Annotated in this window: 22 protein-coding genes and 1 pseudogene; 11 read left to right on the forward strand and 12 right to left on the reverse strand. The window is 70.1% G+C overall.

Annotation, left to right across the window (positions count from 1 at the left end):
* Window positions 1-66: 66 nt before the first annotated feature.
* The 4 genes from FXF51_RS16920 to FXF51_RS16935 all read right to left on the reverse strand — a co-directional run bounded on the left by FXF51_RS16920 (window position 67) and on the right by FXF51_RS16935 (window position 4,721).
* Complete coding sequence (locus FXF51_RS16920; protein WP_148435417.1) at window positions 67-1,974, reverse strand: KGGVGR-motif variant AAA ATPase; 1,908 nt, start codon at window positions 1,972-1,974, stop codon at window positions 67-69.
* Window positions 1,961-3,166: a TIR-like protein FxsC gene (locus FXF51_RS16925; protein ID WP_262379589.1), complete on the reverse strand. Its 1,206-nt coding sequence runs from the start codon at window positions 3,164-3,166 to the stop codon at window positions 1,961-1,963. The genes FXF51_RS16920 and FXF51_RS16925 overlap by 14 nt, the downstream gene beginning before the upstream one ends.
* Window positions 3,166-4,185, reverse strand: a complete 1,020-nt coding sequence (locus FXF51_RS16930; RefSeq protein WP_187414410.1) for a hypothetical protein — start codon at window positions 4,183-4,185, stop codon at window positions 3,166-3,168. The genes FXF51_RS16925 and FXF51_RS16930 overlap by 1 nt, the downstream gene beginning before the upstream one ends.
* A 113-nt stretch (window positions 4,186-4,298) precedes the next feature.
* On the reverse strand, window positions 4,299-4,721 hold the full coding sequence (locus FXF51_RS16935; RefSeq protein ID WP_148435420.1) for a hypothetical protein: 423 nt from the start codon (window positions 4,719-4,721) through the stop codon (window positions 4,299-4,301).
* A 143-nt stretch (window positions 4,722-4,864) separates the two neighbouring features.
* Between FXF51_RS16935 and FXF51_RS63770 the strand changes: the two are divergent.
* A pseudogene (locus FXF51_RS63770) lies at window positions 4,865-4,951 on the forward strand (hypothetical protein); the annotation flags it as partial.
* Between the two features lie 25 nt (window positions 4,952-4,976).
* Here the strand turns inward: FXF51_RS63770 and FXF51_RS62610 are convergent.
* A complete protein-coding gene (locus FXF51_RS62610) occupies window positions 4,977-5,258 on the reverse strand; it encodes a hypothetical protein (RefSeq protein ID WP_262379591.1) in 282 nt (93 codons plus the stop codon).
* Here FXF51_RS62610 and FXF51_RS16945 point away from each other — a divergent pair.
* Together FXF51_RS16945 and FXF51_RS16950 are read left to right on the forward strand one after the other, a co-directional pair.
* On the forward strand, window positions 5,197-5,583 hold the full coding sequence (locus tag FXF51_RS16945) for a thiamine pyrophosphate-dependent enzyme (RefSeq protein WP_262379590.1): 387 nt from the start codon (window positions 5,197-5,199) through the stop codon (window positions 5,581-5,583). The genes FXF51_RS62610 and FXF51_RS16945 overlap by 62 nt on opposite strands.
* Window positions 5,580-6,551 (forward strand): tyrosine-type recombinase/integrase, encoded by a 972-nt coding sequence (locus tag FXF51_RS16950; RefSeq protein ID WP_148435421.1) that lies wholly within the window; start codon window positions 5,580-5,582, stop codon window positions 6,549-6,551. The genes FXF51_RS16945 and FXF51_RS16950 overlap by 4 nt, the downstream gene beginning before the upstream one ends.
* 141 nt (window positions 6,552-6,692) lie before the next feature.
* Here FXF51_RS16950 and FXF51_RS16955 read toward each other — a convergent pair whose 3' ends face one another.
* Window positions 6,693-8,387: a SulP family inorganic anion transporter gene (locus FXF51_RS16955; protein ID WP_187414411.1), complete on the reverse strand. Its 1,695-nt coding sequence runs from the start codon at window positions 8,385-8,387 to the stop codon at window positions 6,693-6,695.
* 235 nt (window positions 8,388-8,622) lie between these two features.
* On the reverse strand, window positions 8,623-9,225 hold the full coding sequence (locus tag FXF51_RS16960; protein ID WP_148435422.1) for a TetR/AcrR family transcriptional regulator: 603 nt from the start codon (window positions 9,223-9,225) through the stop codon (window positions 8,623-8,625).
* Window positions 9,226-9,291: 66 nt separating this feature from the next.
* Here FXF51_RS16960 and FXF51_RS16965 point away from each other — a divergent pair, with 66 nt between their 5' ends.
* Both FXF51_RS16965 and FXF51_RS16970 read left to right on the forward strand, forming a co-directional pair.
* A complete protein-coding gene (locus FXF51_RS16965) occupies window positions 9,292-11,286 on the forward strand; it encodes a HelD family protein (RefSeq protein ID WP_148435423.1) in 1,995 nt (664 codons plus the stop codon).
* Window positions 11,287-11,312: 26 nt separating this feature from the next.
* A complete protein-coding gene (locus tag FXF51_RS16970) occupies window positions 11,313-11,579 on the forward strand; it encodes a hypothetical protein (protein WP_148435424.1) in 267 nt (88 codons plus the stop codon).
* Between the two features lie 96 nt (window positions 11,580-11,675).
* On the opposite strand, the gene FXF51_RS16975 is transcribed toward FXF51_RS16970, so the two are convergent.
* From FXF51_RS16975 to FXF51_RS16990, 4 genes are read right to left on the reverse strand one after another with little or no spacing between them, the layout of a single operon-like run.
* The gene (locus FXF51_RS16975; protein ID WP_148435425.1) at window positions 11,676-12,875 is read right to left on the reverse strand and encodes an ABC transporter permease; all 1,200 of its coding nucleotides are present in this window, start codon (window positions 12,873-12,875) and stop codon (window positions 11,676-11,678) included.
* Window positions 12,872-13,588 carry an ABC transporter ATP-binding protein gene (locus tag FXF51_RS16980; RefSeq protein WP_148435426.1) on the reverse strand — a complete coding sequence of 239 codons (717 nt, stop codon included), beginning with the start codon at window positions 13,586-13,588 and terminating at the stop codon, window positions 12,872-12,874. Before FXF51_RS16980 ends, FXF51_RS16975 begins: the two co-directional genes overlap by 4 nt.
* Complete coding sequence (locus FXF51_RS16985; protein ID WP_148435427.1) at window positions 13,585-14,643, reverse strand: efflux RND transporter periplasmic adaptor subunit; 1,059 nt, start codon at window positions 14,641-14,643, stop codon at window positions 13,585-13,587. The genes FXF51_RS16980 and FXF51_RS16985 overlap by 4 nt, the downstream gene beginning before the upstream one ends.
* Window positions 14,640-15,158 carry a hypothetical protein gene (locus FXF51_RS16990; RefSeq protein ID WP_148435428.1) on the reverse strand — a complete coding sequence of 173 codons (519 nt, stop codon included), beginning with the start codon at window positions 15,156-15,158 and terminating at the stop codon, window positions 14,640-14,642. Before FXF51_RS16990 ends, FXF51_RS16985 begins: the two co-directional genes overlap by 4 nt.
* A 107-nt stretch (window positions 15,159-15,265) precedes the next feature.
* Here FXF51_RS16990 and FXF51_RS16995 point away from each other — a divergent pair, with 107 nt between their 5' ends.
* From FXF51_RS16995 to FXF51_RS17020, 6 genes are all read left to right on the forward strand, one after another.
* Window positions 15,266-15,919: a response regulator transcription factor gene (locus FXF51_RS16995; RefSeq protein ID WP_148435429.1), complete on the forward strand. Its 654-nt coding sequence runs from the start codon at window positions 15,266-15,268 to the stop codon at window positions 15,917-15,919.
* A 38-nt stretch (window positions 15,920-15,957) separates the two neighbouring features.
* Window positions 15,958-17,133, forward strand: coding sequence for a sensor histidine kinase (locus FXF51_RS17000; protein ID WP_148435430.1), 1,176 nt, complete (start codon window positions 15,958-15,960; stop codon window positions 17,131-17,133).
* Window positions 17,134-17,180: 47 nt separating this feature from the next.
* A complete protein-coding gene (locus tag FXF51_RS17005) occupies window positions 17,181-17,777 on the forward strand; it encodes an NUDIX hydrolase (protein ID WP_148435431.1) in 597 nt (198 codons plus the stop codon).
* 266 nt (window positions 17,778-18,043) lie between these two features.
* Complete coding sequence (locus tag FXF51_RS17010; protein ID WP_262379575.1) at window positions 18,044-18,703, forward strand: lysophospholipid acyltransferase family protein; 660 nt, start codon at window positions 18,044-18,046, stop codon at window positions 18,701-18,703.
* A 77-nt stretch (window positions 18,704-18,780) separates the two neighbouring features.
* Window positions 18,781-20,355: a penicillin-binding transpeptidase domain-containing protein gene (locus FXF51_RS17015; protein WP_262379576.1), complete on the forward strand. Its 1,575-nt coding sequence runs from the start codon at window positions 18,781-18,783 to the stop codon at window positions 20,353-20,355.
* A gap of 237 nt (window positions 20,356-20,592) precedes the next feature.
* Window positions 20,593-21,063 (forward strand): OsmC family protein, encoded by a 471-nt coding sequence (locus FXF51_RS17020; protein ID WP_148435433.1) that lies wholly within the window; start codon window positions 20,593-20,595, stop codon window positions 21,061-21,063.
* Window positions 21,064-21,174: 111 nt separating this feature from the next.
* Here FXF51_RS17020 and FXF51_RS17025 read toward each other — a convergent pair whose 3' ends face one another.
* Complete coding sequence (locus FXF51_RS17025; protein ID WP_148435434.1) at window positions 21,175-21,900, reverse strand: TetR/AcrR family transcriptional regulator; 726 nt, start codon at window positions 21,898-21,900, stop codon at window positions 21,175-21,177.
* Window positions 21,901-21,918: the final 18 nt, after the last annotated feature.

Raw genomic sequence — 21,918 nt, forward strand, 5'->3', positions numbered from 1 at the left:
AAGGCACGTCGCAACCAGGACCGGGCTGGAGTGCCATTCGTGACAGCCGCACGCCTCGCGGGGGCGCTATTCCTTGGTCAACTGCAGCGAGGTCGCCAGCCCCGACCAGGTCGGATGGCAAGAAGTGACGATGACATGACCTGTGCCGAGAGGGATACACGGCACCAGACGGTCGCGATCTCCGGCGTTGTCGAAGATCAGCAGCCACTTCGAGGACGGATCGCCACGCCGCAACGCCTCTCGGGTATTTCGAGCCGTCTCTGTGGTGGCGCTGGCTTTCGGCAGTTTGAGCTGGTCGGCGAGCTGGGCGAACAGTATCGCGGTGAACGCCGGGTCTTCAGCAGGTATCAGCCAGATGATGTCGTAATCGGCCATGAAGCGGTGGGCGTACTCCACAGCGACCGCGGTCTTACCGGTTCCGCTTCGACCGCACAACACCTGCGGCATGGCTTCGGGAATGGAACGCAGAAGTCGGTCACGCATGGTCTCAAGTATCGTGTCGCGGCCCCGGAAACCCGGATTGCGCCCAGGGATGTTGTAGACCTGCGGTTCGGTGCCGGGAAAACGTAAAGCGGACCGGATCACCTCGGCGGTGTCCTGAATCGGCTCTCCTAAGGCGTGCAGGATCGCCTCGCTCGCTTCGCGCGGGCTCAGTCCGTGCACATTCACCGGCGGACAGTCCGCGAATGGCCCGGCGAGCCGCAGGCTCTGCGGTAGTTGCACACCTGTGAGTCGCGGCACCTGAGGCAGGATGTCACGTCCGGCCGAGCGCGCCGCGGCCTCGTAGGTCTGCAGATATGCCTCGGACAGCACGCTGACAATACTCGTCACATCCCCGCTCGCGGAAATTCTCTCCGGGCCGGTCGCCGACAGCGCTTCCAGTGCGACACGATATCCGGCGGATCCGAGAAGGGAGGCGATCCATTCGGCCCACATACGATCCGTAGGGGCGTAGCTCAGCAGGACCTGCTGAGCTACGGCGGATTCTGTCCGGAAGAACGACTGCAGCCACCGCTGTCGTGTCGCCTCCTCCATTACGGGCAGCGACCGCACCGCTTCGGAAGTGATGAGCGCTGTCAATCGCTCGAAAGAGGCAAGCAACGAGGCCGGCCTGCCGGGAGCGTCACCGAACACCGCCAGGGTCTCCTCGAAGGCGTAGAAACTCCTGTATGGGATCTCGGCCTTGGACCAGTATGCCTCGCGCTCTTCGGAGGACATCCAGGCGAGATGCTCGTCGAACTTGGAACGTACATAACGACGACCGCTGTCGACTTTCGCCTTCTCCCCCTCGTCCACACGCATGGAGACGGGAAACACCCTGCGATCGCGGTCCGCGCGCCCGCTGATCGATCGGGTGACTGTAGCGGCACCGTCGATGCTCTGACCGCTCATCGTGAAGCAATTGACCAGAATGTCCGGCATTTCTATCGTGCAGATGTCCGCGATCTCACTCAAGCCGGTGCGGCTGTCGATCAGACAGTAGTCATAGTTTCGCTTGATGTCGCCACGCAGAGCTTCCAGAAAAAGGCCTCCGGCGAACCTTCCGTAGAAGACATCCCAATCGAAGCTGGCCGCCAGGGCGGAATACCCGGGAACCTGCTGGCCGGTCGATACGAAGTCCAAGGCGCCGCGCCCCGGAAAGGCCCAATCCAACGACACCGCATGTTCTGACACGCTGGCATACCTCAAGTACCAATCATCGCCCCGCTCATCCTCCTCCATGGCCGCCCACCGATAGTTGTCCACGATGTTGATCACACCGGTGGTCGCACTCAGGACATCTTCCTCCAGGAAAGGACGGAAGAAGCGATGCAGCCCAGGGGATTCCAGATCCCAATCCATCGTCAGCACACGCATGCCGTTACTGGCCAGCACCCAGGCAACGTTGGCCAACGCCATGGTTCGCCCGACGCCTCCCTTGTAGGAGTAGAAGGTGATGATCTGGCCTTCAACTTCTCCACTACTCGAATTCATTAGGCGCCAACAATCTAGGTCTCTTGACGACGGGGCCTGACGGCGGATGGGCAGGCGTTCTCCGCAAATAGCGCTCGAACGTGCGCGCCAAGTTTCTCGGTAGATTTTCCTGCAGTTCCTTCACGGAAGCTATGTCATGCGCGAACAATCGGACCGGCCCGGCGCCCAGAAACGCGCTAAGAGAGTCACGCAATCGAACTTCTGCGTTCACCGTCTGCTTATCCGCATGGTTCCACAGCACCAAGAAGAGGAGCGAACTCGCGGCCGTATCGCTCAAGGAGCGTAGCGCTCCGAGCACGTCCGGCACCTCCACCGCCCAGGGATCCACCAAGATCAGAGCCGGATGCTCCGCGGCCAAGACCGGCCGAATCTGCTCGCCGAGATCCGAATGGATGCCCTGAGCACGGAGGAGACTCGCCACCCGCGAGGCGATCGGCTCATGGTCACCCTTGTTCCGAAAAGGGTTCCATTCGACCGACGTACGACCATAGTAGTACGGATCCCGATCTCGGGGGAGGTTTTGCAGGTCAGGTGCCGCTGCGAAGACTTCCATGGTTCGTGCGGCTCGATAGTCAGCGAATGCGTTGTCAAAAGAGCTGTAATCAGGCAGGCTCGCAGCCTCGCACAACGGCGACAGCTCCGCCGCCTGTATGATTCGCCTGGCAAGCTCCAATACCGTACGGCGATAGGCTTGGCGACGAGAGGAGATTTTTATCAACGAATAGAGGCCCTCGCCTTGCAACCGAGTCCCCAACCTTGAGTCGGCGTACTGGATCTCATGCACTTGAGGGGGCATGCGAGAAGACTCCACCGGGTACCATATGACTGGCAGTATCACTGGTGGAGGGTCTCTGTGGTGCGCGCGAAGCCTGGCTTGGATCACCGACCACTCTTTTCCGCAGGATTCACTCTCGAAATAGCGCGGAGAAAAGAGCGGCACGAAAACTTTACAGGTTGCCAGAGCTCGCGACACCTCCGCCGACCATGAATGACCCCCCTGCAAGCGCTGATCGAGAAAGCCGACTTCCGACACCCTCCGCAGCGCAGTCATCTCCAGGATGTCCCGGCATAGTTCATCGAAGAAGCGATACACCCATTTGTTCGGATTACCCACGGACGACTCACCGCCGGGCGTGTGCGCGTAACTGAGAAAGAAATACGGCGCTTGCCGACCTTCAGAAGGACTCGACATCACGGGGTGGACCTCGCTTCCGGCTCCTGCCCGTGCCCGCCGTTCAGCACAATGTCAAGAGCCTCCTCCAGTTGCGAGCGGAAGGAAGCAGCCATGCGCGCGCGCAGATCAGGGTCCTGCAACAGCATGAACAGGACCATGATGTCGACGGGATCCCCTCTTGGGGTGAACCCGCGTTTGACACATTCACGGCGCACTGCGGTAAGCCGGGTCCGCTCGCTCTCGACGTTGCTCATCTCGTTCGCCAGCTCTCCCATGGTCCGGTAGCCGGCGACGGTGGCCAACGAGACCAGTTTGCTCAGCGAACGGCGCAGGTCGAGACTGCTGGTGTCACGGAAGTCGTACGGCCCGAACCCTGCCTTCACGGCGACCCGCTTGACTTCGGCCAACGGCATCCGGGTCCAGCTCGCCAGGGTTGAATCGAGGTTCAGCGGCAGCTCCCGCCACTCTTGCCCGGTCGCCTGATCCTTGTAGCGATTGCGCAGACCTTCGATCTCGGTGCGGAAGGTACCGAACAGTTCGTCCCCCGTCTCAAGCAGGGCGGCCACCCGAAACAGCTTGCGCCTGACTTCGGCGGGGACCTCGTCCTCCGTCTTGTAGTCGAGGGCATGGCTGATGACCCCCCAGGCATGCTGGAGGACCGTGCGCACCTGGAACTCGATGACGAAGTCGGCGAAATCCCGATACTCCGGGAGCGATCGCCGCTGCTTGTTCAGCCGTCCCACCAGATGCAGGCTCTGGTAACCGAACGCCTCGGGCAGCGGAGCCCTGCGGTCTTCTTCCTTCAGCACCTCGAATTGATCCCGAATCAGGTTCCGAACCAGCGGGATATCCGACAGATAGAACGTGATGATCCGGACCCCGCATAGGTCCTCGCAATCGGAGAGCAGTTCATATTCGGGATGCCGCTTGAATTTGTCGACAAGACTGTTGACATCTTTGGCCCGGCCTTCGATCGCCTGAACTTTGATTTTCCGGTCCACGCAAAGCTTACCAAGGAGCGACTTCAGTTCCGTCACGAATTGATTCAGCACGGGAAAGGCGTTTCCATAGACATGCTCTACTTGGTTGCGCGTTATGTTGCCACCATATACGGTTCTGCGAATCGGCCCCTGTTTCGGGGATCTATCCGTCATGAGCCGAGGTCCTTCCGGAAGATCTCAATGAGAGGCCCCAGAGGCATGGGGAGAGCGGCCCTAAGCTCGGCGGAAACCGTCCTCCGCCTCATCTCGTCCTCTAGATCCAATGCTGCTTTCACCGCTACTGGAGAGCCGATCAGACGGAGCTCGGCATTCAGCTCGGACAAGCGATCCAACTCTGCCGATAATTGTTCTTGAAGACTCTTGTCATTTTTCATGCTCAGCTCCTTAAGAATACGCTGAACACGCCTGGCCTGGCTTATCATCCGACCATATAGCTCCCGTCGGTCTATCTGGCTCTGTTTTCTGTCCTCACGACGACGGTTCAGCGTTGCGACGCTAAGCGAGATTGCCTGTTGCAAGGTTACTCCTGCCAGCGCGAAGGCACCTGCGAGTATGGAATCGACGGCAGCCATGCAGGCAGTATGACCCGCATGTGCAACTTGCACCATCCCGCTGAACCGTTTTCCGCCTATTTTCGGATGACCAATGCGATACTTTCGGGCCGCCAGTTGTATCACTGGCGTCGTGAGGCAGTCGTTGAAAGAAGGCGATTCGCATGTCAGCGCAGGCCTACGCGGCCCGGCTCATCGTGCAGGCTCTGGAGGCCGAGGGCGTCGAATACATCTTCGGCAGACCGGGCGAGGAGAACATCCATTTCGTCGACGCGCTCAGGGACTCCCCAATCCAGTACGTGCTCGTCCGTTACCGGCGAGAAGATCCGCCGCATGCTGCGGGAGGAGCTGGAGGAGGGGCGGGTTCCCGCTGTCGCCTCGGCGCGTGGTGGCCGACATCCGCGCCGCCATGGGACGCGAGGACATCGTCCTGGCCGACACCGGCGCGGTGAAGATGTGGATGGCCCGCATGTACCCGACGTACGAGCCGAACACCATGCTGGTCTCCAACGGGCTGTCGTCGATGGGGTTCTCCGTGCCGGGCGCGCTGGCCGCCAAGCTCGCCTGCCCGCGGCGGCGGGTGCTGGCGGCGACCGGTGACGGGGCTTTCCTGATGAACTCGCAGGAGCTGGAGACGGCCGTGCGGGAGCGGGTCCCGTTCGTGGTGCCAGTACGCCGAGAGCTTCGGGGCGCGCGGCTACCGGATCAGCAGCGCAGGCGAGCTGCTGCCCACGTTGCGCGAGGCGCTGGCCGACGACGTGGTGTCGGTGATCGCGGTGCCCGTCGACTACTCCGCGAACCTGCAACTGACGGACAAGCTGGGCGAGCTGACCGGGCCTTTCTGAGCATCGGCCGGTCCGGCCTTCTAAGATCGTTCGGGTGAGCCTGCCTGCCGTCCCCGCGCCGGGTGCGCTGCCGGTCGAGCCGGCGCGCGACCCGTACCACGTCTACCTCGACTCCCTGACCAGCCCCGAGTCGCGGCGCACGATGCGCGGCTGCCTCGACCGGCTGGCCCGCCTGCTGACCGGCGACGAGAACGCCACGGGGGCGGGCCAGCCGTGGCACCTGCTCCGCTACGAGCACACCGTGCGCATCCGCACGATGCTCACCGACCAGGGCTGGTCGGCGGCGTACGTGAACAAGCACCTGGTGGCGCTGCGGCGGGTGCTGAAGGAGGCGTGGCGGCTCGGCCAGACCAGCGCCGAGGACCTCGCCCGCGCCTCCGACCTCGCCCCGGTACGGCAGAGCCGCCTGCCCGCCGGCCACCACGTCCCGCCCGAAGTGGTCGGCGCGGCCCTGTCGGCGTGCGACGACTCGCCCGCCGGGGTGCGCGACGCGGCGCTGATCGCCGTCCTGTACTCGACCGGGTGCCGCCGCGCCGAGCTCGGCGGGCTCACGCTGGGCGACTACGATCCGGGGTCGCGGTCGCTGCGGGTGCGCGGCAAGCGCGACAAGGAGCGGCTCGTCTACCTGACGACGGACGCGATCGGGCTGGTGGAGCGGTGGCTCGCGGTGCGCGGGCCGGGGGCCGGGGCGTTGTTCAGCCCGATCAGCAAGGCGGGGCGGCTGCGTACGCGTGACGGGCGGCCGGTGGGGCTGACGGGGCAGGGCATCGCCGACATCCTGACCCGGCGGTTCGGGGAGGCGGGGGCGGCCCGGCGGACCGCGCACGACTTCCGGCGCACGTTCATCGGCGAGCTGCTGGACGCTGGGGTGGACCTGGCCACGGCTCAGGCGCTGGTGGGGCACTCCTCGCCCGCCACCACGGCGCGGTACGACCGGCGGCCGGAGCGCACGCGCCGCGAGGCCGTCGACCGCCTCCACCTCCCGGCCGCCCGGCCCCTGGCCTGACCGCCTCGTCGCGCCGCCACGGGGCGGGCGCGCGGGCGGCGGGGGTGCCGCTCCGACGCGGCCAGGGTGCGCCGGTCGGAGCGGTCGAAAAGCCCGGTCGGAGCGCTCGAAAAGCCAGGTCGGAGCGGCCGAAGAGGCAGGTCAGCCCGCCAGCCGCGGCACGATCCCAGAGCTGTGCAGCCGCTCACGAGCCGCCTCGATGGCCCCATCGGTGGTGGCGAACACCTGCCCGGCCTCGTCCAGCCGCCCGATCACCCCGATCACCTGCAGAGCCTGATGGTGCCCATCGGGGATCCCTGACACGTACACCATGATCCCGCGCCGTTCCAGCCGCGTGATGGTGTCGGCGAGCACCATCGCCCCGCTGGCGTCGATGCTGGTGACCAGGCGCATGCGCAGCACCACCACGGACACCCCGGTCATCTCCGACAGGTCGGCGCGCAGCCGGTGGGCGGCGGCGAAGAACAGCGGCCCGTCGAGCCGGTAGGTGACGATGTGCTCGGCGAGCAGCGCGTGCTCGTCCTCGGTGTGCTGCGGTTGCAGGTCGTGGCGGAGCGGCTCCCGGTAGAAGCGCACGTTCCGCGCGATCGTCCGCAGTGCCAGCGCGCCCGCGACGACCAGGCCGAGGATGACGGCCAGCACGGTGTCGAGCGTCAGGGTGGCGACGGCGGTGAGCACGAGCACCGCCGCGTCGCTCCTGGTGGAGCGCCACATGGCGCGTACGGAGTCGCGTTCGACCATGCGTACGGAGGTGGCCAGCAGCACCCCGGCGAGCGCGGCGAGCGGGATCTTGGCGACGAGCCCTGCGGCGGTGTAGACGATGGCGCCGAGGATGAGCGCGTGGGACAGCGCCGCGAGCCGGGAGGTCGCCCCGGAGCGTACGTTGACGGCTGTCCTGACGATGGCACCGGTGCCGGGCATGCCCCCGAACAGCGGGGTGATGAGGTTGGCGATGCCCTGGCCGAACAGCTCCCTGTCGGGGTCGTGCCGGTGCCGCCCTGTCATGTTGTCGGCCACGGCGGCCGACAGCAGCGATTCCAGCGAGGCCAGTGCGGCCACGGCGATGGCCGGGGCGATGAGGGCGGGCAGCATCGCGGGGTCGAGGAAGCCCAGCGACGGCGCGGGCAGCCCCTGCGGCAGGTGGCCGATGGTGGCGAGGGGCAGCCCGGCCAGTTCGGCGACGGCGGTAGCGACGACGACGGCGAGCAGCGAGAACGGCACGCTGGGCCGGATGCTCGCGCCCACCAGCAGCACCGCGGCCACGACCAGGGTGACGGACATGGCCCACCAGTGCGGCCTGGCGAGGAAGTCCATGACGGCGTGCCAGGCGACGACGGCGACCTTGTCGCTGTCGTGGGCGGGGACGCCGAGGGCGTGCGGGATCTGCTGCAGGCCGATCACGCAGGCCATGCCGACGGTGAAGCCGGCGACGACGGGCGCGGGGACGAGGGACATATAACGTCCGGCCCGCGCGAGGGCCATGACGACGAGCAGCATCCCGGCCATCAGCCCGACGGTGAGCACCCCGGTGGCGCCGTGGTCGCTCATGATGGGCATGAGCACGACGGTCATGGCGCCGCTGGTGCCCGAGACCTGGAGTGCCGAGCCGCCGAACAGGGCGGCCAGCGATCCGGCGACCACCGCGGTGGCCAGGCCGGCGGCGGCGCCGAGGCCGGAGGAGACGCCGAATCCGAGCGCGAGCGGCAGCGCGACGATCGCCACGGTGAGCCCGGCCAGCAGGTTGTTGCGGGGCTGGTGCCGCATGGCGGCCAGCGCGGCCCGTTCGGGCAGCACGGATCGCAGGCGCCCCCAGCTCGCGGCGAGCACGCCGCTCACGTCGTGTCACCGATCGAGTCGGTACGGTGACCGCGCATGCACATGAAAGGTCCGTCCACCATCACTCCCTTTGAGGTAAAGACAACCCCGTCTTGTCCTGAATTGCATATTTTTGCAATTCGTTAAGAGGTTGTCAGGATAACAATTTCACCCCCTCCTACCTGCTTAAACTCTCTCGATCTTGCGATATTCGCCAGGCGTGAAATGGCGGGATTGTTTGAACAGGACGGTGGAATCAGGCAAACAGCATCGCGAAGCCCTGACCGGCCGCGCGCACCGCCTCGGGCTCGACCTCCGCCATCGGCCGGCCGTCCGCCAGCAACTGCCAGTTACGGCGGGCCAGCACCCGCTGCGTGGCCACCACCTGCGCCGCCAGCAGCCGTGCCGCCAACTCGTCGGCCGTCTCGGCGAGCGCCTCGGCCAGGGCCTCCTCGTCGCGCGCCATGTGCTGGTGGAGCCGCCCCAGCAGGCTGGGCGCCTCGGAGAAGACCATGCGGTGGTAGGCCATCACCTCGGGGTCGTCGTTGAGCCCGGTGATCGGATCGTGCCGGGACAGCCCGTCGAGGAAGTGGCGGCACAGCGCCTCCACCGGCCGCTCCCCCTCGGCCCGCCCCCGCACCACCCGGGCCGACTCGCCGAGGTGGTTGCAGATGCGGTGCAGGACGAGGTCCTCCTTGGTGGCGAAGTACTTGAACAGTGTCGGCTTCGACACCCCCGCCGCCGCCGCGATCTCCGCCACGGACACCTCGTCGAAGCCGCGCTCCAGGAAGAGCGTGATGGCCGCCGTCGAGAGGGCCTCGTGCACGCGCCGCCGCTGCAACTCCCGCAGTCCTGTCATGAGCACAGCCTAGCAAAGTGTTAACCTGGTCAATATCTTAACCGAGTTAACACTTTGGGAGGTGTGATGGCGACGCTCGACGAGGAGCGTGACCACGTCGAACGCTGCAAGGTCGGCCTGCGCAGGATGCTGGAGGGCGCGCGCGACAACGTCATCGTCGGCGAGAGCGTGGCCGGCGACCGCTACAGCGCCGAACGCCTGGGCCGGCACCTGAAGAGCCTGGCCAAGGAGCTGAGCGAGGAGCCGGAGGGGCCGCCGTTCTTCGGCCGGCTCGACTTCGGGCCCGGCTCCGCCGAGCACGGCGGGCGGGCGTACCACATCGGCCGCCGGCACATCACGGGCGAGCACGGCGGCCCGCCCGTGGTGATCGACTGGCGCGCGCCGGTCTCGCGCGCCTTCTACCGGGCCAGTGCCCGCGACCCGCAGGGCGTGGACGTGCGCCGCCGCTTCGGCTGGTCGGGCACCACCCTCACCGGCTTCGAGGACGAGCGGCTCTCGCGCGGCGAGCAGGGCGAGAGCAGGATCCTCGCGGCCGAGATCGAACGGCCCCGCGTCGGCCCGATGCGCGACATCGTCGCCACCATCCAGCCCGAGCAGGACGACCTCGTCCGCGCCGGCCTCGACCTGTCGATCTGCGTGCAGGGCGCGCCCGGCACCGGCAAGACCGCGGTCGGCCTGCACCGGGCCGCCTACCTGCTCTACGCCCACCGCCGGCGCCTCGAACGCGCGGGCGTGCTCGTCCTCGGCCCCAACCGGGCCTTCCTCGGCTACATCTCGGCGGTGCTGCCGGCGCTCGGCGAGATGGACGTCGAGCAGACGACGCTGGAGCGGCTGCTGGCCACCGTCCCCGTCACGGCGGCGGACGACGAGGCGACCGCCATGGTCAAGCACGACGCCCGCATGGCGCGGGTGCTGCGCACAGCCCTGTACGGGCGCATCGCCAAGCCGGTCGAACCGGTCACGGTGCCCGACGGCTCCTTCCGCTGGCGGGTGCCGGAGGACGAGCTGCGCCGCATCGTGGACGACACCAGGCGCGAGTCCCTCCCGTACGGCACCGGCCGCGAACGGGTCAGGGCCCGGATCGTGGAGTCCATCCGCCGCCAGGCCGAGTCCCGCGGACGGGCGGCCGGCGCGCCCTGGCTGCGCAAGATCGGCCGCGGCGTCACCCCGTGGATCGACCAGGTGTGGCCCGCCGCCAAGCCGGAGGAGGTCCTGTACGAGCTGCTGCGCGGCCCCGCCCGGGACGGCCGCGACCCGGCCGACGGCGTGCTGACCGACGCCGAACGCGCCGCCCTGACCTGGCGGAAGCCACCGCGCGGCGTCAAGGACGCGCGCTGGTCCGCGGCCGACCTGGTGCTGCTCGACGAGCTGGCCGCGCTGATCGAACGCCCGCGCGGCTACGGCCACGTGATCGTGGACGAGGCCCAGGACCTGTCGCCGATGGAGTGCCGGGCGGTCGCCAGGCGCAGCGAGCACGGCTCGCTGACCGTGCTGGGCGACCTGGCGCAGGGCACCACGCCGTGGGCGGCCACGTCCTGGCCGGAACGGCTGGAGCTGCTCGGCAAGCCCGGCGGCGAGGTCGTCGCGCTCACCACCGGGTTCCGCGTGCCCGCCGCCGTGGTCGAGCTGGCCAACACGCTGCTGGCGGCGCTGGATGCCGACGTGCCCGCGACCCGCTCGTACCGCTCCGACGGGCGGCTGCGGGTGACCCAGGTGGCCGAACTGGACAAGGGGGTGGTGGCGGCGGTGCGCGAGGCGCACACGTTCGAGGGGTCGATCGGGGTGATCGCGGCGGACGCGGACGTGGAGGCGATCACCGCCGCGCTGTGGAACGAGGGCCTGGACCTGAACGGGCGGCTCAGCGTGATGCCCGCCTCGCTGTGCAAGGGCCTGGAGTACGACCACGTCGTCGTGGCGGAGCCGGCCGCCATCGCCGAGGCGGAGCGGCGCGGGCTCAACCGCCTGTACGTCGCCCTCACCCGCGCCGTCTCCCGCCTCGACGTCGTGCACGCCCGGCCCCTTCCGCCACAGCTCGACAGGCGCGTTCCGTCCGGTGTGTGATGGACGCACGCCGAGAGGAGACGCACGTGTCCGCACCGCCCGAACCACCGGACGCGGCAGGGCAGCCCGCGCGGCGGCCTCCCCGGGTGCTGGACCAGGTCCCGTCGGTCATCGGGCTCGTCTGCGGCGCGGTGGCCGTGTTGTACCTGCCGGTGCTGTTCGGGCTGGCGGGGGTCGTGCTGGGCGTCGTGGGTCACGCCCGCGGCGAGCCCCTGGGACGGTGGGCCGCCATCGCCGGGGGCGCGGGGATGCTGCTGGGCACGCTGCTCAGCATCCTCCTCACCCCACGCTAGGAAGAGCGCTCAGGTGGCGGTGAGCGCCACGCGTAGCCTCAGGTGGCGGTGAGCGCCACGCGTATCCTCAGGTGGCGGTGAGCGCCACGCGTATCCTCAGGTGGCGGTGAGGGCCACGGTGGGTGACAGGCGGGCGGCGCGGACGGCCGGGTAGATGCCCGCCACCGTGCCGATCACCAGCGTCGCGACGACCGCGCCGCCCAGCGCCCACGGCGGCACCACGGCCGGCCAGCCCCGCGAAACGGCGTACCCGGTGGTGGCCAGCGCGCCCAGCACGGCGCCCGCCACCCCGCCCAGCGCCGACAGCAGCAGCGACTCCGCCAGGAACTGCACGCGCACCTGCCCCCGCGTGGCCCCCAGCGAGCGCCGCAGCCCGATCTCGCGGCGGCGCTCCAGCACCGAGATCACCATGGTGTTGGCCACGCCCACCCCGCCCACGAGCAGCGCGACGGCGCCCAGCCCGAGCAGCAGGTTCGTGAAGGCGCCCGCCGCGGCGGCCTTGGCCGCCAGCGCGTCCGACGGCCTGCTCACCGTGACCTCGTCCGGGTTCTCCGGGTTCACGGTACGCGGCAGCGCCGCACGCACCTCCTCCACCGTCGCGTCGGACGAGCGCTCGTAGATGCTCGTCGGACAGCCGTCGAAGCCGAGCAGCTCCCGCGCCGCCGGGAAGCCGACCAGGGCCGAGCGCTCGATCTCGGGAGCCAGCGGCATCGGCCCGAGAATCCCGACGACCGTGAACCACCGCCCGCCCATCCACACCTGGACCCCTGTCCTGGCCAGGCCGAGCCGTTCGGCCGCCGCCGAGCCGAGCACGACGGCGGGCTGCGCGGCCGTGGCGTCGTTCAGCCAGGCGCCCTTGGCGACCGCGCCCTCCAGCGTGGTCAGCAGGCCGGTGCTGGCCGCCTGGACCGAGATGCCTCCCGTGACGGACTCGGAGATGCGGTCGTTGCGGCGCACGGTGGCCTCGACGGCGCCGGTGGCGGCGGCCGTGCGGACCGGGCGGATGCGCTGCACCATGGCCAGCGCGCCGGTCGGCAGCTTGGCGTCCGCGCCGAACATGGTCCGTCCGGGGGTGACGGTGAGCAGGTTCGTGCCCAGCTTGTCGAGCTGGCGCAGGAGCTGCTCGCGCGAGGACGACGAGATGCCGATCACGGCGATCATCGTCGCGATGCCGATCGCGATGCCGAGCGCGGACAGCACCACCCGCGTGGGCCGCGCCCGCAGCCCGGCCGCCCCGACCCGCAACACGTCGGCGAGCCCGAGCCGCCCGGGCGTCAGACGCTCCGTTTCCGTCATCGCGGGGCTCCTCTCAGGAGGGCCACGGGGCTGAGGTGCTCGCCCTCGTGCCCGTCCACGATCGCCCCGTCCCGCAGCCGCACCCGCCGCCGGCACCAGCCCGCGATCTCCGCGTCATGCGTGATGATCACCACGGTGGTGCCGGACTCGTGCAGCCCGGCCAGCACCCGCAGCACATCCGCCCCGGCCGCCGAGTCGAGGTTGCCGGTCGGCTCGTCGGCCAGCAGCAGCGGCGGGTCCCCGGCCACGGCGCGGGCCACGGCCACCCGCTGCTGCTCGCCGCCCGACAGCTCGGCGGGCCGGTGCCGCAGCCGGTGCCCGAGCCCGACCCGTTCCAGCGCGGCGGCGGCCCGATCGCGCCTGGCCCGGCGGCCGAGGCCGGTGTAGAGCAGGCCGTCGGCCACGTTGTCCAGCGCGCTGACGCCGGGCGCCAGATGGAACTGCTGGAAGACGAAGCCCAGGTGGCGTGAGCGCAGCGCGGACAGCCGCCGGTCCGGCAGCCGCGCGACGTCGTGCCCGGCGACCCGGACGGTGCCCGCGGTGGGGCGGTCGAGCGTGCCGATCATGTGGAGCATGGTGGACTTGCCCGACCCCGACGGGCCGACGATGGCCAGCAGGTCGCCGCGTTCGATGGCCAGGTCCACCCCGCGCAGCGCGTGCACGCCGCCGGGGTAGGTCTTGCTCACCTCCAGCAGCTCGACGATCACCTTCATGTGGCCGGCACCCCGACCTTCATGCCCTCGGCCAGCCCCTGGCCCTCGACCTCGACCAGGCCGCCGCCGAACGACCCCGTCTCCACGGCGACGATCCGTGAGCCGCCGCCCTCGACGACCTCGACGCCGTAGCCGCCCTCGCGCAGCGCGAGCAGCGCCTCCACCGGCACGGCCAGCACGTTCTCGTGCCGCTCGCTCTGCATCTCGACCTCGACCGGCGCCTGGTCCAGCTTGCTCCTGGGCGGCTTGGCCAGGGTGATGTCCACGTCGATGGTGGTGCTGGTGTCCTGCTCGTCGCCGGAGCTCTCGGCGACCGTGCCGACGGAGGTGATCGTGCCCTTGGCGTGCTCGCCGCCGGGCAGCGTCACGGTGACCGCCGCCCCCTTGCGCGCCAGCGCCTGATCGCCGGTGTCCAGGTCCACGTGCACGAGCCGGCGCATGCCGCTGACGGTGAGCGCCTGCGTTCCCGGCGCGCTCCTGGCGCCGACCTCGGCCTTGACGCCGGTCACACGAACGGCGGCGGGCTGGAAGACGACCTGGGACGCGTCCACCCGCCCGCTCTCCGCCAGCCCGCGGTCGTCCTGCCACTCCTCGACGGCCTGCGCGGTGGCGTGGCTGAAGTGGTCGTCCACGGTCAGGTGGTCGCCGTAGCCGAGCGCCTTGAGGTTGCGTTCGAGCTGCTCGACGTCGGGGCCGTCGGACACGCCCTGCTCCAGGGTCCGGTACAGCGGCAGCCCGCCGTACATGAGCACCAGCGGCTTCCTGTCCACCTTCAGCAGCGGGCGGCCCCGGCGGATCACCGCGCCCTGGGCGGGCGTCCAGGTGACGGTGCCGGTGGCGCCCGAGGCGATCTGCCGCTCCCCCGCGTACGTCAGCGAGCCGGCCACCGTCTTGGTCTCCACCAGGTCCTGCCTGGTGACGTCGGCGGTGGCGGGGACCGGCGACCTGGGCGGCGCGGCGGCGCCGGTGCCGCCGTCGTTCAGCGCGGCGACCGCCGTCCACGTGGCGGCCACGGCCAGGACGGTGCCGCCGCCGAGCAGGAGCCCCTTCCTCATGGGGTCTCCTTCTTGGGACGGCCGGGGGCGAACTCCTGGCAGGCCTTCTGCGCGGCTTCCATCTTCTGCTTCGGCACGCCCCTGAAGTCCAGCCGGAGCGGCTGGCCGGGTTTCGGGTCGGCCATGTCGATGCCCTGGTCGCGCATGCACTGCGCGAACTTGACCATCTGGTCGTACCCGGCCGCGTCCTGGCCTTCGCCCTCGGGGACGGCGGCGTCCATGATGGGCTGGCACGCCTGGTGCGCCTCCTCGACCTTCTTCTGGTCCGCCCCCTTGGGGATCTTGAGCTGGATGCGGCCCTCCTTGGGGTCGGGCATGTCGACCCCGTGCTCGCGCATGCACTGCGCGAACCTCAGCGCCGCCTCGTCCGGGTCGATCGACGCCGACGGGCTGGCGGCGGGCTTGGCGGAGGCCGTTCCGCCGCCCGCGCTGACCACGCCGTCGTCCTGCGCCGCCGGGGCTCCGCACCCGGCCAGCGCCAGCGCGGCCGCGCCCAGCAGTAGCCGTACCTTCATGGCTCTCGCTCCTTCTGTCCGAGGTGCGGCCCACTTCAGACCATGGGGTGCTAGAAGCGGATAAGCCCTTATCCGCGGCTAACACCGGATCCGCCACTCTCGGGGGCATGCGAGTGCTGGTCGTCGAGGACGAAGAGCGGTTGGCGGACGCGGTCGCGCACGGGCTGAGGCTGCACGCGATCGCCGTGGACGTCGCCTACGACGGGCAGGAGGCGCTGGAGATGGCGTCGTACGTGGACTACGACGTCGTGGTGCTGGACCGCGACCTGCCGGGCGTGCACGGCGACGACGTGTGCCGGCGGCTGCGCGCGGGCGGCGAGGGCAGGCGGGTGCTCATGCTGACCGCCGCGGGCCAGCTCCGCGACAAGGTGGACGGGCTGGCGCTGGGCGCGGACGACTACCTGGTCAAGCCGTTCGCGTTCGCGGAGCTGGTGGCGCGGGTCAGGGCGCTGGCCCGGCGGTCCGCGCGCGCGGCGGCGCCCCTGCTCGAACGGGGCGGCATCGCCCTCGACCCGGCCCGCCGCACCGTCGCCAGGGACGGGCGTCCTGTCTCGCTCAACCGCAAGGAGTTCGACGTGCTGCGGGTGCTGCTCAGCGCGGACGGCGCGCTGGTCACCTCCGGCGAGCTGCGCAGGAGCGTGTGGGACGAGCACGCCGAGCCCGGCACGGGCGCGTTACGCGTCACGATCACCTCGCTGCGCAAGAAGCTCGGCCTGCCCGCGGCGATCATGAACGTGCCAGGCAAGGGATACCGGCTTTGACCGCCGCCCCGTCGCGGACGCGGCCCTGGCGGAGCGGCATGCGGCCCTGGTGGAGCAGCAGGCGGCTGCGGCTCCGGCTGACCGTGCTCTACGGCGGGCTCTTCTTCGCCGCGGGCTCGATCCTGCTCGGGCTCACCTACCTGATCACCGCGCGCGCCCTGGAACAGCAGTTCGTCACCGGGCCCGTGAAGATCACCGCCGGGGCGGCGCCCGGCCCGGTGCCCATGCCGCACCAGATCAGCGGCGACGTCAGCGGCGACGTGGTCTTCCGCCGCGAGATCCAGACCCGGGCCGACGGCGTGCTCAACGAGGTGCTGACCTGGTCGCTGCTGGTGCTGATCCTGGTCGGGATCATCGCGCTGCTGCTCGGGTACGTGCTCGCCGACCGGGCGCTGCGCCCGCTGGACCGGGTGACGGAGACGGCGCAGCGGCTGTCGGAGAGCACGCTGCACGAGCGGATCGGGCTGCGCGGCCCGGCCGACGAGGTCAAGCGGCTGGCCGACACGTTCGACGCGATGCTCGACCGGCTGCGCCGGGTGTTCGACGCGCAGCGCCGCTTCATCGCCAACGCCTCCCACGAGCTGCGCACGCCGCTGGCCGTCAACCGTACGGTGCTGGAGGTGTCGCTGGAGGAGCCGGCGGCGTCGGCGGACCTCAAGGCGCTGGCCAGGGCGCTGCTGGGCACCAACGCCCGTTACGAGCGGCTGATCGAGGGGCTGCTGCTGCTCGCGCAGTCCGAGCAGGAGCTCACCGTGCGCAAGCCGGTGGACGTGGAGCAGGTCGCGCGCACCGTGCTGGAGCAGCTCGACCCGGGCTCGCGCAAGCGGCCCGTCACCCTGCACCAGGACCTGCGGCCCGCGCTGGTGCGGGGCGATCCGCTGTTCCTGGAGCGGTGCGTGTTCAACCTGCTGGAGAACGCGATCAAGTACAACGTGCGTGGCGGGCACATCTGGCTCACCGTGGCGGGGGAGCCTTCCGGCGCGTCGGTCGTGGTGGAGAACACCGGGCCGCTGGTGCCCGCGTACGAGGTGGAGGATCTGTTCGAGCCGTTCAGCCGGTTGCAGGGCGACCGCGTGCGTTCGGCGCGCGGGGCGGGGCTGGGGTTGTCGATCGTGCGGGCCATCGTGGCGGCGCACGGCGGGAGCGTGACGGCGCTGGCGCGGCCCGAGGGCGGGCTACGGGTGGAGGTCCGGCTGCCGCGTACGGCGGCGTAGGCCGCGAGGTCCGGTTGCCGCGTACGGCGGCGTGAGATCCTGGAGGGATGCTGACGCCGATCGACACGCTGCGCGAGCAGGTCACCGCCCGGCTGGCCGCCTTCGAGCGCAGGCAGGTCCCGCCGGCGGGCGGGGTGCGCAGGGCCGGCGTCACCGTGTGCGTGCTGGAGGACGCCGCGGGCGGCCCGTACGTCGTGGTGATCAGGCGGGCCGCCCGGGGCCGCAACCCTGGCCAGTGGGCGCTGCCCGGCGGCCGGGCCGACGACGGGGAGCGGCCGGAGCAGGCGGCGCTGCGCGAGCTGGCCGAGGAGACCGGCATCACCGGGGTCGAGGTGGCCGGGCTGCTCGACGACTTCGTCACCGACTCGGGGTTCGTGATCACGCCGGTGGTGGCGTTCGGCGGCCGTCAGCAGCCGGTGCCCGACCCGCGCGAGGTGGCCTCCGTGCACGCGGTGCCGCTGGAGCGGTTCCTGGCGCCGGGGGTGCCGCGGTGGCGGGGCGAGCTGCTCCAGATGCCGCTGGGGCCGTCCATCGTGATCCACGCGCCGACGGGGGCAATCCTGTGGCAGTTCGCCGAGGTGGCGCTGCGGGGGCGGGAGCAACGCGTCTTCGACGTGGCACAACCGCACTGGACCAGGACCTAGACCTGGGAACGGCGGCCCATGGGGAAGGGGCGATTACCTTCAGGGGCGGACGGTGTGCTTAACTCAAGATTGCCGATGTGGTTAGTGTCCCCCGGGCCGCAAATTACCGCCTTCACGGAATACCGTTCGGCTGGAGCCGTGTTGTGCACCTCGCCGAGGAGGCGACCGCCACATCGGCCTAAAGCTTTTCCCAGGCGTCCCGCCGCACCGGCGGGGCGCCTGATCTATGGTGGGGTGGCCGCCGGCCCGACGATCAGGAGAGCTCGTTGCTGTACGAAGTGGTCAAGTTCGCCGCCGCTCCGCTCGCCCACGCGATGTGCAGGCCGCACATCTCGGGCGCGGCCCACGTGCCGAGGAGCGGGCCCGCGATCCTGGCCGCCAACCACCTGTCGGTGCTCGACTCGTTCCTGCTGCCGGCGCTGCTGCCCAGGCACGTGACGTTCACCGCCAAGAACGAGTACTTCGACGGCAACCCGGTCTCCGGCTTCTTCATGCGGCTGGGCGGCAGCCTGCCGATCGACCGGGAGAGCGCGCACGCCGCGCAGGCCATGCTCGACGACGCCGCCGCGCTGCTGGAGCGGGGCGAGCTGTTCGGCATCCACCCCGAGGGCACCCGCTCCCCCGACGGCCGCCTCTACCGGGGCAAGATCGGCGTGGCCTGGCTGGCGCTGAAGACCGGCGCCCCCGTGCTGCCGGTGGCGCTCAGCGGCACCGAGAAGGTCCTGCCGTACGGGGTGAAGGTGCCCAGGCCCGCGAAGATCGGCATCGCCATCGGGGCGCCGATGCGGTTCGAGGGCGACCACGCGAACGCGCGTGACCGGCGGCGGGTCACCGACGAGATCATGGCGGCCATCCAGAAGCTGTCCGGCCAGGAGTACGTGCCGACCTACGCCACCAGTTACAAGGCTTCGAATGGAATGCCCTGAATCGGACGCTAGGCTCGGACACCTGTCGTCGAGATGCAGGGGGCTGATCAGTGGCGCGGGGTCGTACGATCGCGATCGTGTCCGGAGCCACCGTGCTCGTGGTGGGGGCCGCGGCCGGTGGGGCGTACTACGTACTGCACACCAGGGGCACGCCGGCGGAGACGGCGCAGCGCTTCGCGGCGGCCTGGCAGGCGGGTGACAAGGGCGCGATGACGGCCGAGCTGGCCACGCCGCAGCAGCTCACCGCCTACGACCAGCAGCGCACCGCGCTCGCCGTCGAGTCGACCGCCGTCAAGCTGGGCCGGGTCACCGAGGGTGACGGCCGCGCCAGCGTCCCCTACACCGCGACGCTCGGCCTGAAGAACATCGGCGAGTGGACCTACCAGGGCACGATCGACCTGGTGGTGGCCGACCGCACGTGGAAGGTCGACTGGAAGCCCGCCACGCTGCACCCGTCGCTGACCGGCGGGGCCGCGTTCTCGCTCACCACCAAGTGGCCGCAGCGCGCCGAGATCACCGACGCCGACGGCGACCGCATCGACACCGGCACGGTCGGCGGCTCGGTGCAGCAGCTCGTCGGCTACCTCAGCAAGGCCACCAAGAAGGACGTCGCAACGCTGGGCTCCTCCTACAAGGTGGGGCAGGCCATCGGGTTCCACGGGCTGCAGAAGACGTTCCAGGAGCAACTCGCCGGCACCCCCGCGACCGAGATCAAGCTCGGCGACAAGACGCTGGAGACCATCGAGGGCACCGAGGGCAAGCCCATCCAGACCTCGCTCGACCCGCGGGCGCAGGCCGCCGCGGTGACCGCGGTCAAGGAGATGAAGAAGCCCACCTCCCTGGTCGCCATCAAGGCTTCGACGGGCGAGATCCTGGCCGTGGTGAACAACGTGGGCGGGTTCAACCGGGCGCTGGACGGCCGCTACCCGCCCGGCTCGACGTTCAAGGCGGTCACCGCCATCGGGCTGCTGGACGCCGGGGTCGCCCCGCAGGACACCGTGACCTGTCCGAAGAACGTCAACGTCGGCGGGCTGTCGATCCGCAACTCCGACGAGGAGTCGTTCGGGTCGATCTCCTTCCTCGACTCCTTCGCCCACTCGTGCAACACGACGTTCGCGCCGCTGGCGAAGTCCAAGCTGGGCGCCGAGAAGCTGCTCGACGTGGCCGAGGAGGTGGGCTTCAACCAGCCGCTGAACATCGGGGTGCCGGCCACCAAGGCCAGCTTCCCCAAGGCCACCTCCGACGCGGAGCTGGCCGCCGAGTCGTTCGGCCAGGCCAGGATCACCGCCAGCCCGCTGTCCATCGCCTCGGTGGCCGCCGCCATCGCCGACGGCACGTGGCGGCCCCCGACGCTGGTACCGTCCATCAAGCAGAAGGCCAAGGAGCGCAAGCTGCCCGAGGAGGTCACCTCCGGGCTGCACACCATGATGTCGGCCGTGGTCACCAAGGGCACCGCCAAGTCGGCGGGGCTTCCGGCGGGCACGCACGGCAAGACCGGCACCGCCGAGTACGGCACGGGCGAGAAGCTGGACTCCCACGCCTGGTTCATGGGCTTCAAGGGCGACGTGGCGTTCGCCGTGGTCGTCGAGGGCGGGGGCGGCGGCGGCGCGGTGGCCGCGCCGGTCGCGGCCACGTTTCTCAAGAACCTGTAGGGGGCTTCTCGCGGCGCTTGAGTCCCCAGCGGGTGGAAGGTGCGGGCCGCCAGCCTGAGTGACGGGCTCTACGGGGATCGCCGTGCCCCGGCTCGGCCCGGTGAGCATGCTGCCCTCGCGCGCCCGCACCCCGCCCGCACCCGCCCGCGGCGTCGGCTGCTGGGGTGTGCGCGATAGCGTGCGAGAGGAAGGACCGGCGTCGGCCGGTGGAGCGAGGCACAGCGAGGGACGGCCCACATGAGCCGCGAGCACAACTACCAGACCGTCGTGACCTGGACCGGGAACAAGGGCACCGGCACCAGCGGCTACCGGGACTTCGGCCGCGAGCACGAGCTGTCCGCCGAGGGGCCGCCGCTCATCCCGGCCAGCTCCGACCCCGCCTTCCGCGGCGACCCGGCCCGCTGGAACCCCGAGCAGCTCCTGGTCGGTTCCCTGTCGCAGTGCCACATGCTGTGGTACCTGCACAAGTGCGCGATGGCGGGCGTCGTCGTCACCGAGTACACCGACACCGCGACCGGCACCATGGCCGAGACGGCGGACGGCGGCCACTTCACCGAGGTGGTGCTGCACCCGGCGGTCACCGTCGCCGCCCAGGAAATGGCAGAGACGGCGCTCGCCCTGCATGCCGACGCGCACAAGTCGTGCTTCATCGCCGCCTCGGTCAACTTCCCCGTCCGGCACGAACCGACCGTCCGCGTGGCCGGCTGACCCGGCCGGAAGAGCCGCCCGGCCGGAAGAGCCCGCCCGGCCGGGACAGGCGGCGCGGCCGCGACAGGCGGCGCGAGACAGGCGGCGGGCCGGGACGGGTGGCGGGCCGGGTCAGCCTGCCGTGGCCGGGGCTTCGTAGTCGAGACCGAGCTTGGGCGCGATCTCGCGCAGGCACTCCTCGAACACCGGCTCCATGTCCGAGTAGACGAAGTCGAGCTGGTTCAGCACCTCCATGCAGAGCAGGCCGTACAGCCTGATCCAGCACGACATGAACACGTGGACCGCCTCCACGGGCAGCCCCATCCCGCCGGCGGACGCGTACGCCCGTAGTTGCTCCCCGACCGACGGGTCCAGCTCCTCGGGGGCGGGCACCGGGAAGCGGCGGCTTCGCCACAGCTCGGCGACCTCCTCCAGGAAGACCTGTTCGAAGTCGCGCCCGGCCAGCTCGCGCGGCGAGTCGGGCCGCCGCTCGGCCGTGATCGGGCTGGCGAACACCCAGCCGAACTCCGCCCGGTGTGTGACGGCCCAGCGCCGCATCGCCCGGCAGGCCGCCAGCAGCCGCCGCGCGTGCTCGCCCGGCGGGCAGGCGTCGCGGGCGGTCTCCATCGCCTCGGTCAGCTCGCGGAAGAAGTCGGCCGTCACCGCGCCGACCAGCTCGTCGTGCCCGGCGAAGTAGTGGTATAGGGCCGGGCCGCTCATGCCCATCTCCCTGGCCACCGCGTTGATGGTGACGGCCTGCGAGCCCTGCTCGATCAGCAGCCTGCGGGCCGCCGCCCGGATCTCCGCCAGCGTCGCCTGCCGTACTCGTTCGCGTCTGCTGACGCCCTGCGCGGTCACCCGCTCACCCGCCCTTCG

Origin of the sequence: Nonomuraea sp. PA05, from assembly GCF_008086045.1 — a bacterium.
Classification (GTDB): Bacteria; Actinomycetota; Actinomycetes; order Streptosporangiales; family Streptosporangiaceae; genus Nonomuraea; species Nonomuraea monospora.

Coding starts and splice junctions, on each gene's coding strand:
- FXF51_RS16920 (WP_148435417.1), bottom strand. CDS start 1,974: ATGAATTCGAGTAGTGGAGAAGTTGAAGGCCAGATCATCACCTTCTAC.
- FXF51_RS17000 (WP_148435430.1), top strand. CDS start 15,958: ATGCGGCCCTGGTGGAGCAGCAGGCGGCTGCGGCTCCGGCTGACCGTG.
- FXF51_RS16985 (WP_148435427.1), bottom strand. CDS start 14,643: ATGAGGAAGGGGCTCCTGCTCGGCGGCGGCACCGTCCTGGCCGTGGCC.
- FXF51_RS16925 (WP_262379589.1), bottom strand. CDS start 3,166: ATGTCGAGTCCTTCTGAAGGTCGGCAAGCGCCGTATTTCTTTCTCAGT.
- FXF51_RS16960 (WP_148435422.1), bottom strand. CDS start 9,225: ATGACAGGACTGCGGGAGTTGCAGCGGCGGCGCGTGCACGAGGCCCTC.
- FXF51_RS17020 (WP_148435433.1), top strand. CDS start 20,593: ATGAGCCGCGAGCACAACTACCAGACCGTCGTGACCTGGACCGGGAAC.
- FXF51_RS16975 (WP_148435425.1), bottom strand. CDS start 12,875: ATGACGGAAACGGAGCGTCTGACGCCCGGGCGGCTCGGGCTCGCCGAC.
- FXF51_RS16980 (WP_148435426.1), bottom strand. CDS start 13,588: ATGAAGGTGATCGTCGAGCTGCTGGAGGTGAGCAAGACCTACCCCGGC.
- FXF51_RS16995 (WP_148435429.1), top strand. CDS start 15,266: ATGCGAGTGCTGGTCGTCGAGGACGAAGAGCGGTTGGCGGACGCGGTC.
- FXF51_RS16965 (WP_148435423.1), top strand. CDS start 9,292: ATGGCGACGCTCGACGAGGAGCGTGACCACGTCGAACGCTGCAAGGTC.
- FXF51_RS16990 (WP_148435428.1), bottom strand. CDS start 15,158: ATGAAGGTACGGCTACTGCTGGGCGCGGCCGCGCTGGCGCTGGCCGGG.
- FXF51_RS16945 (WP_262379590.1), top strand. CDS start 5,197: ATGCTGGTCTCCAACGGGCTGTCGTCGATGGGGTTCTCCGTGCCGGGC.
- FXF51_RS16935 (WP_148435420.1), bottom strand. CDS start 4,721: ATGGCTGCCGTCGATTCCATACTCGCAGGTGCCTTCGCGCTGGCAGGA.
- FXF51_RS17005 (WP_148435431.1), top strand. CDS start 17,181: ATGCTGACGCCGATCGACACGCTGCGCGAGCAGGTCACCGCCCGGCTG.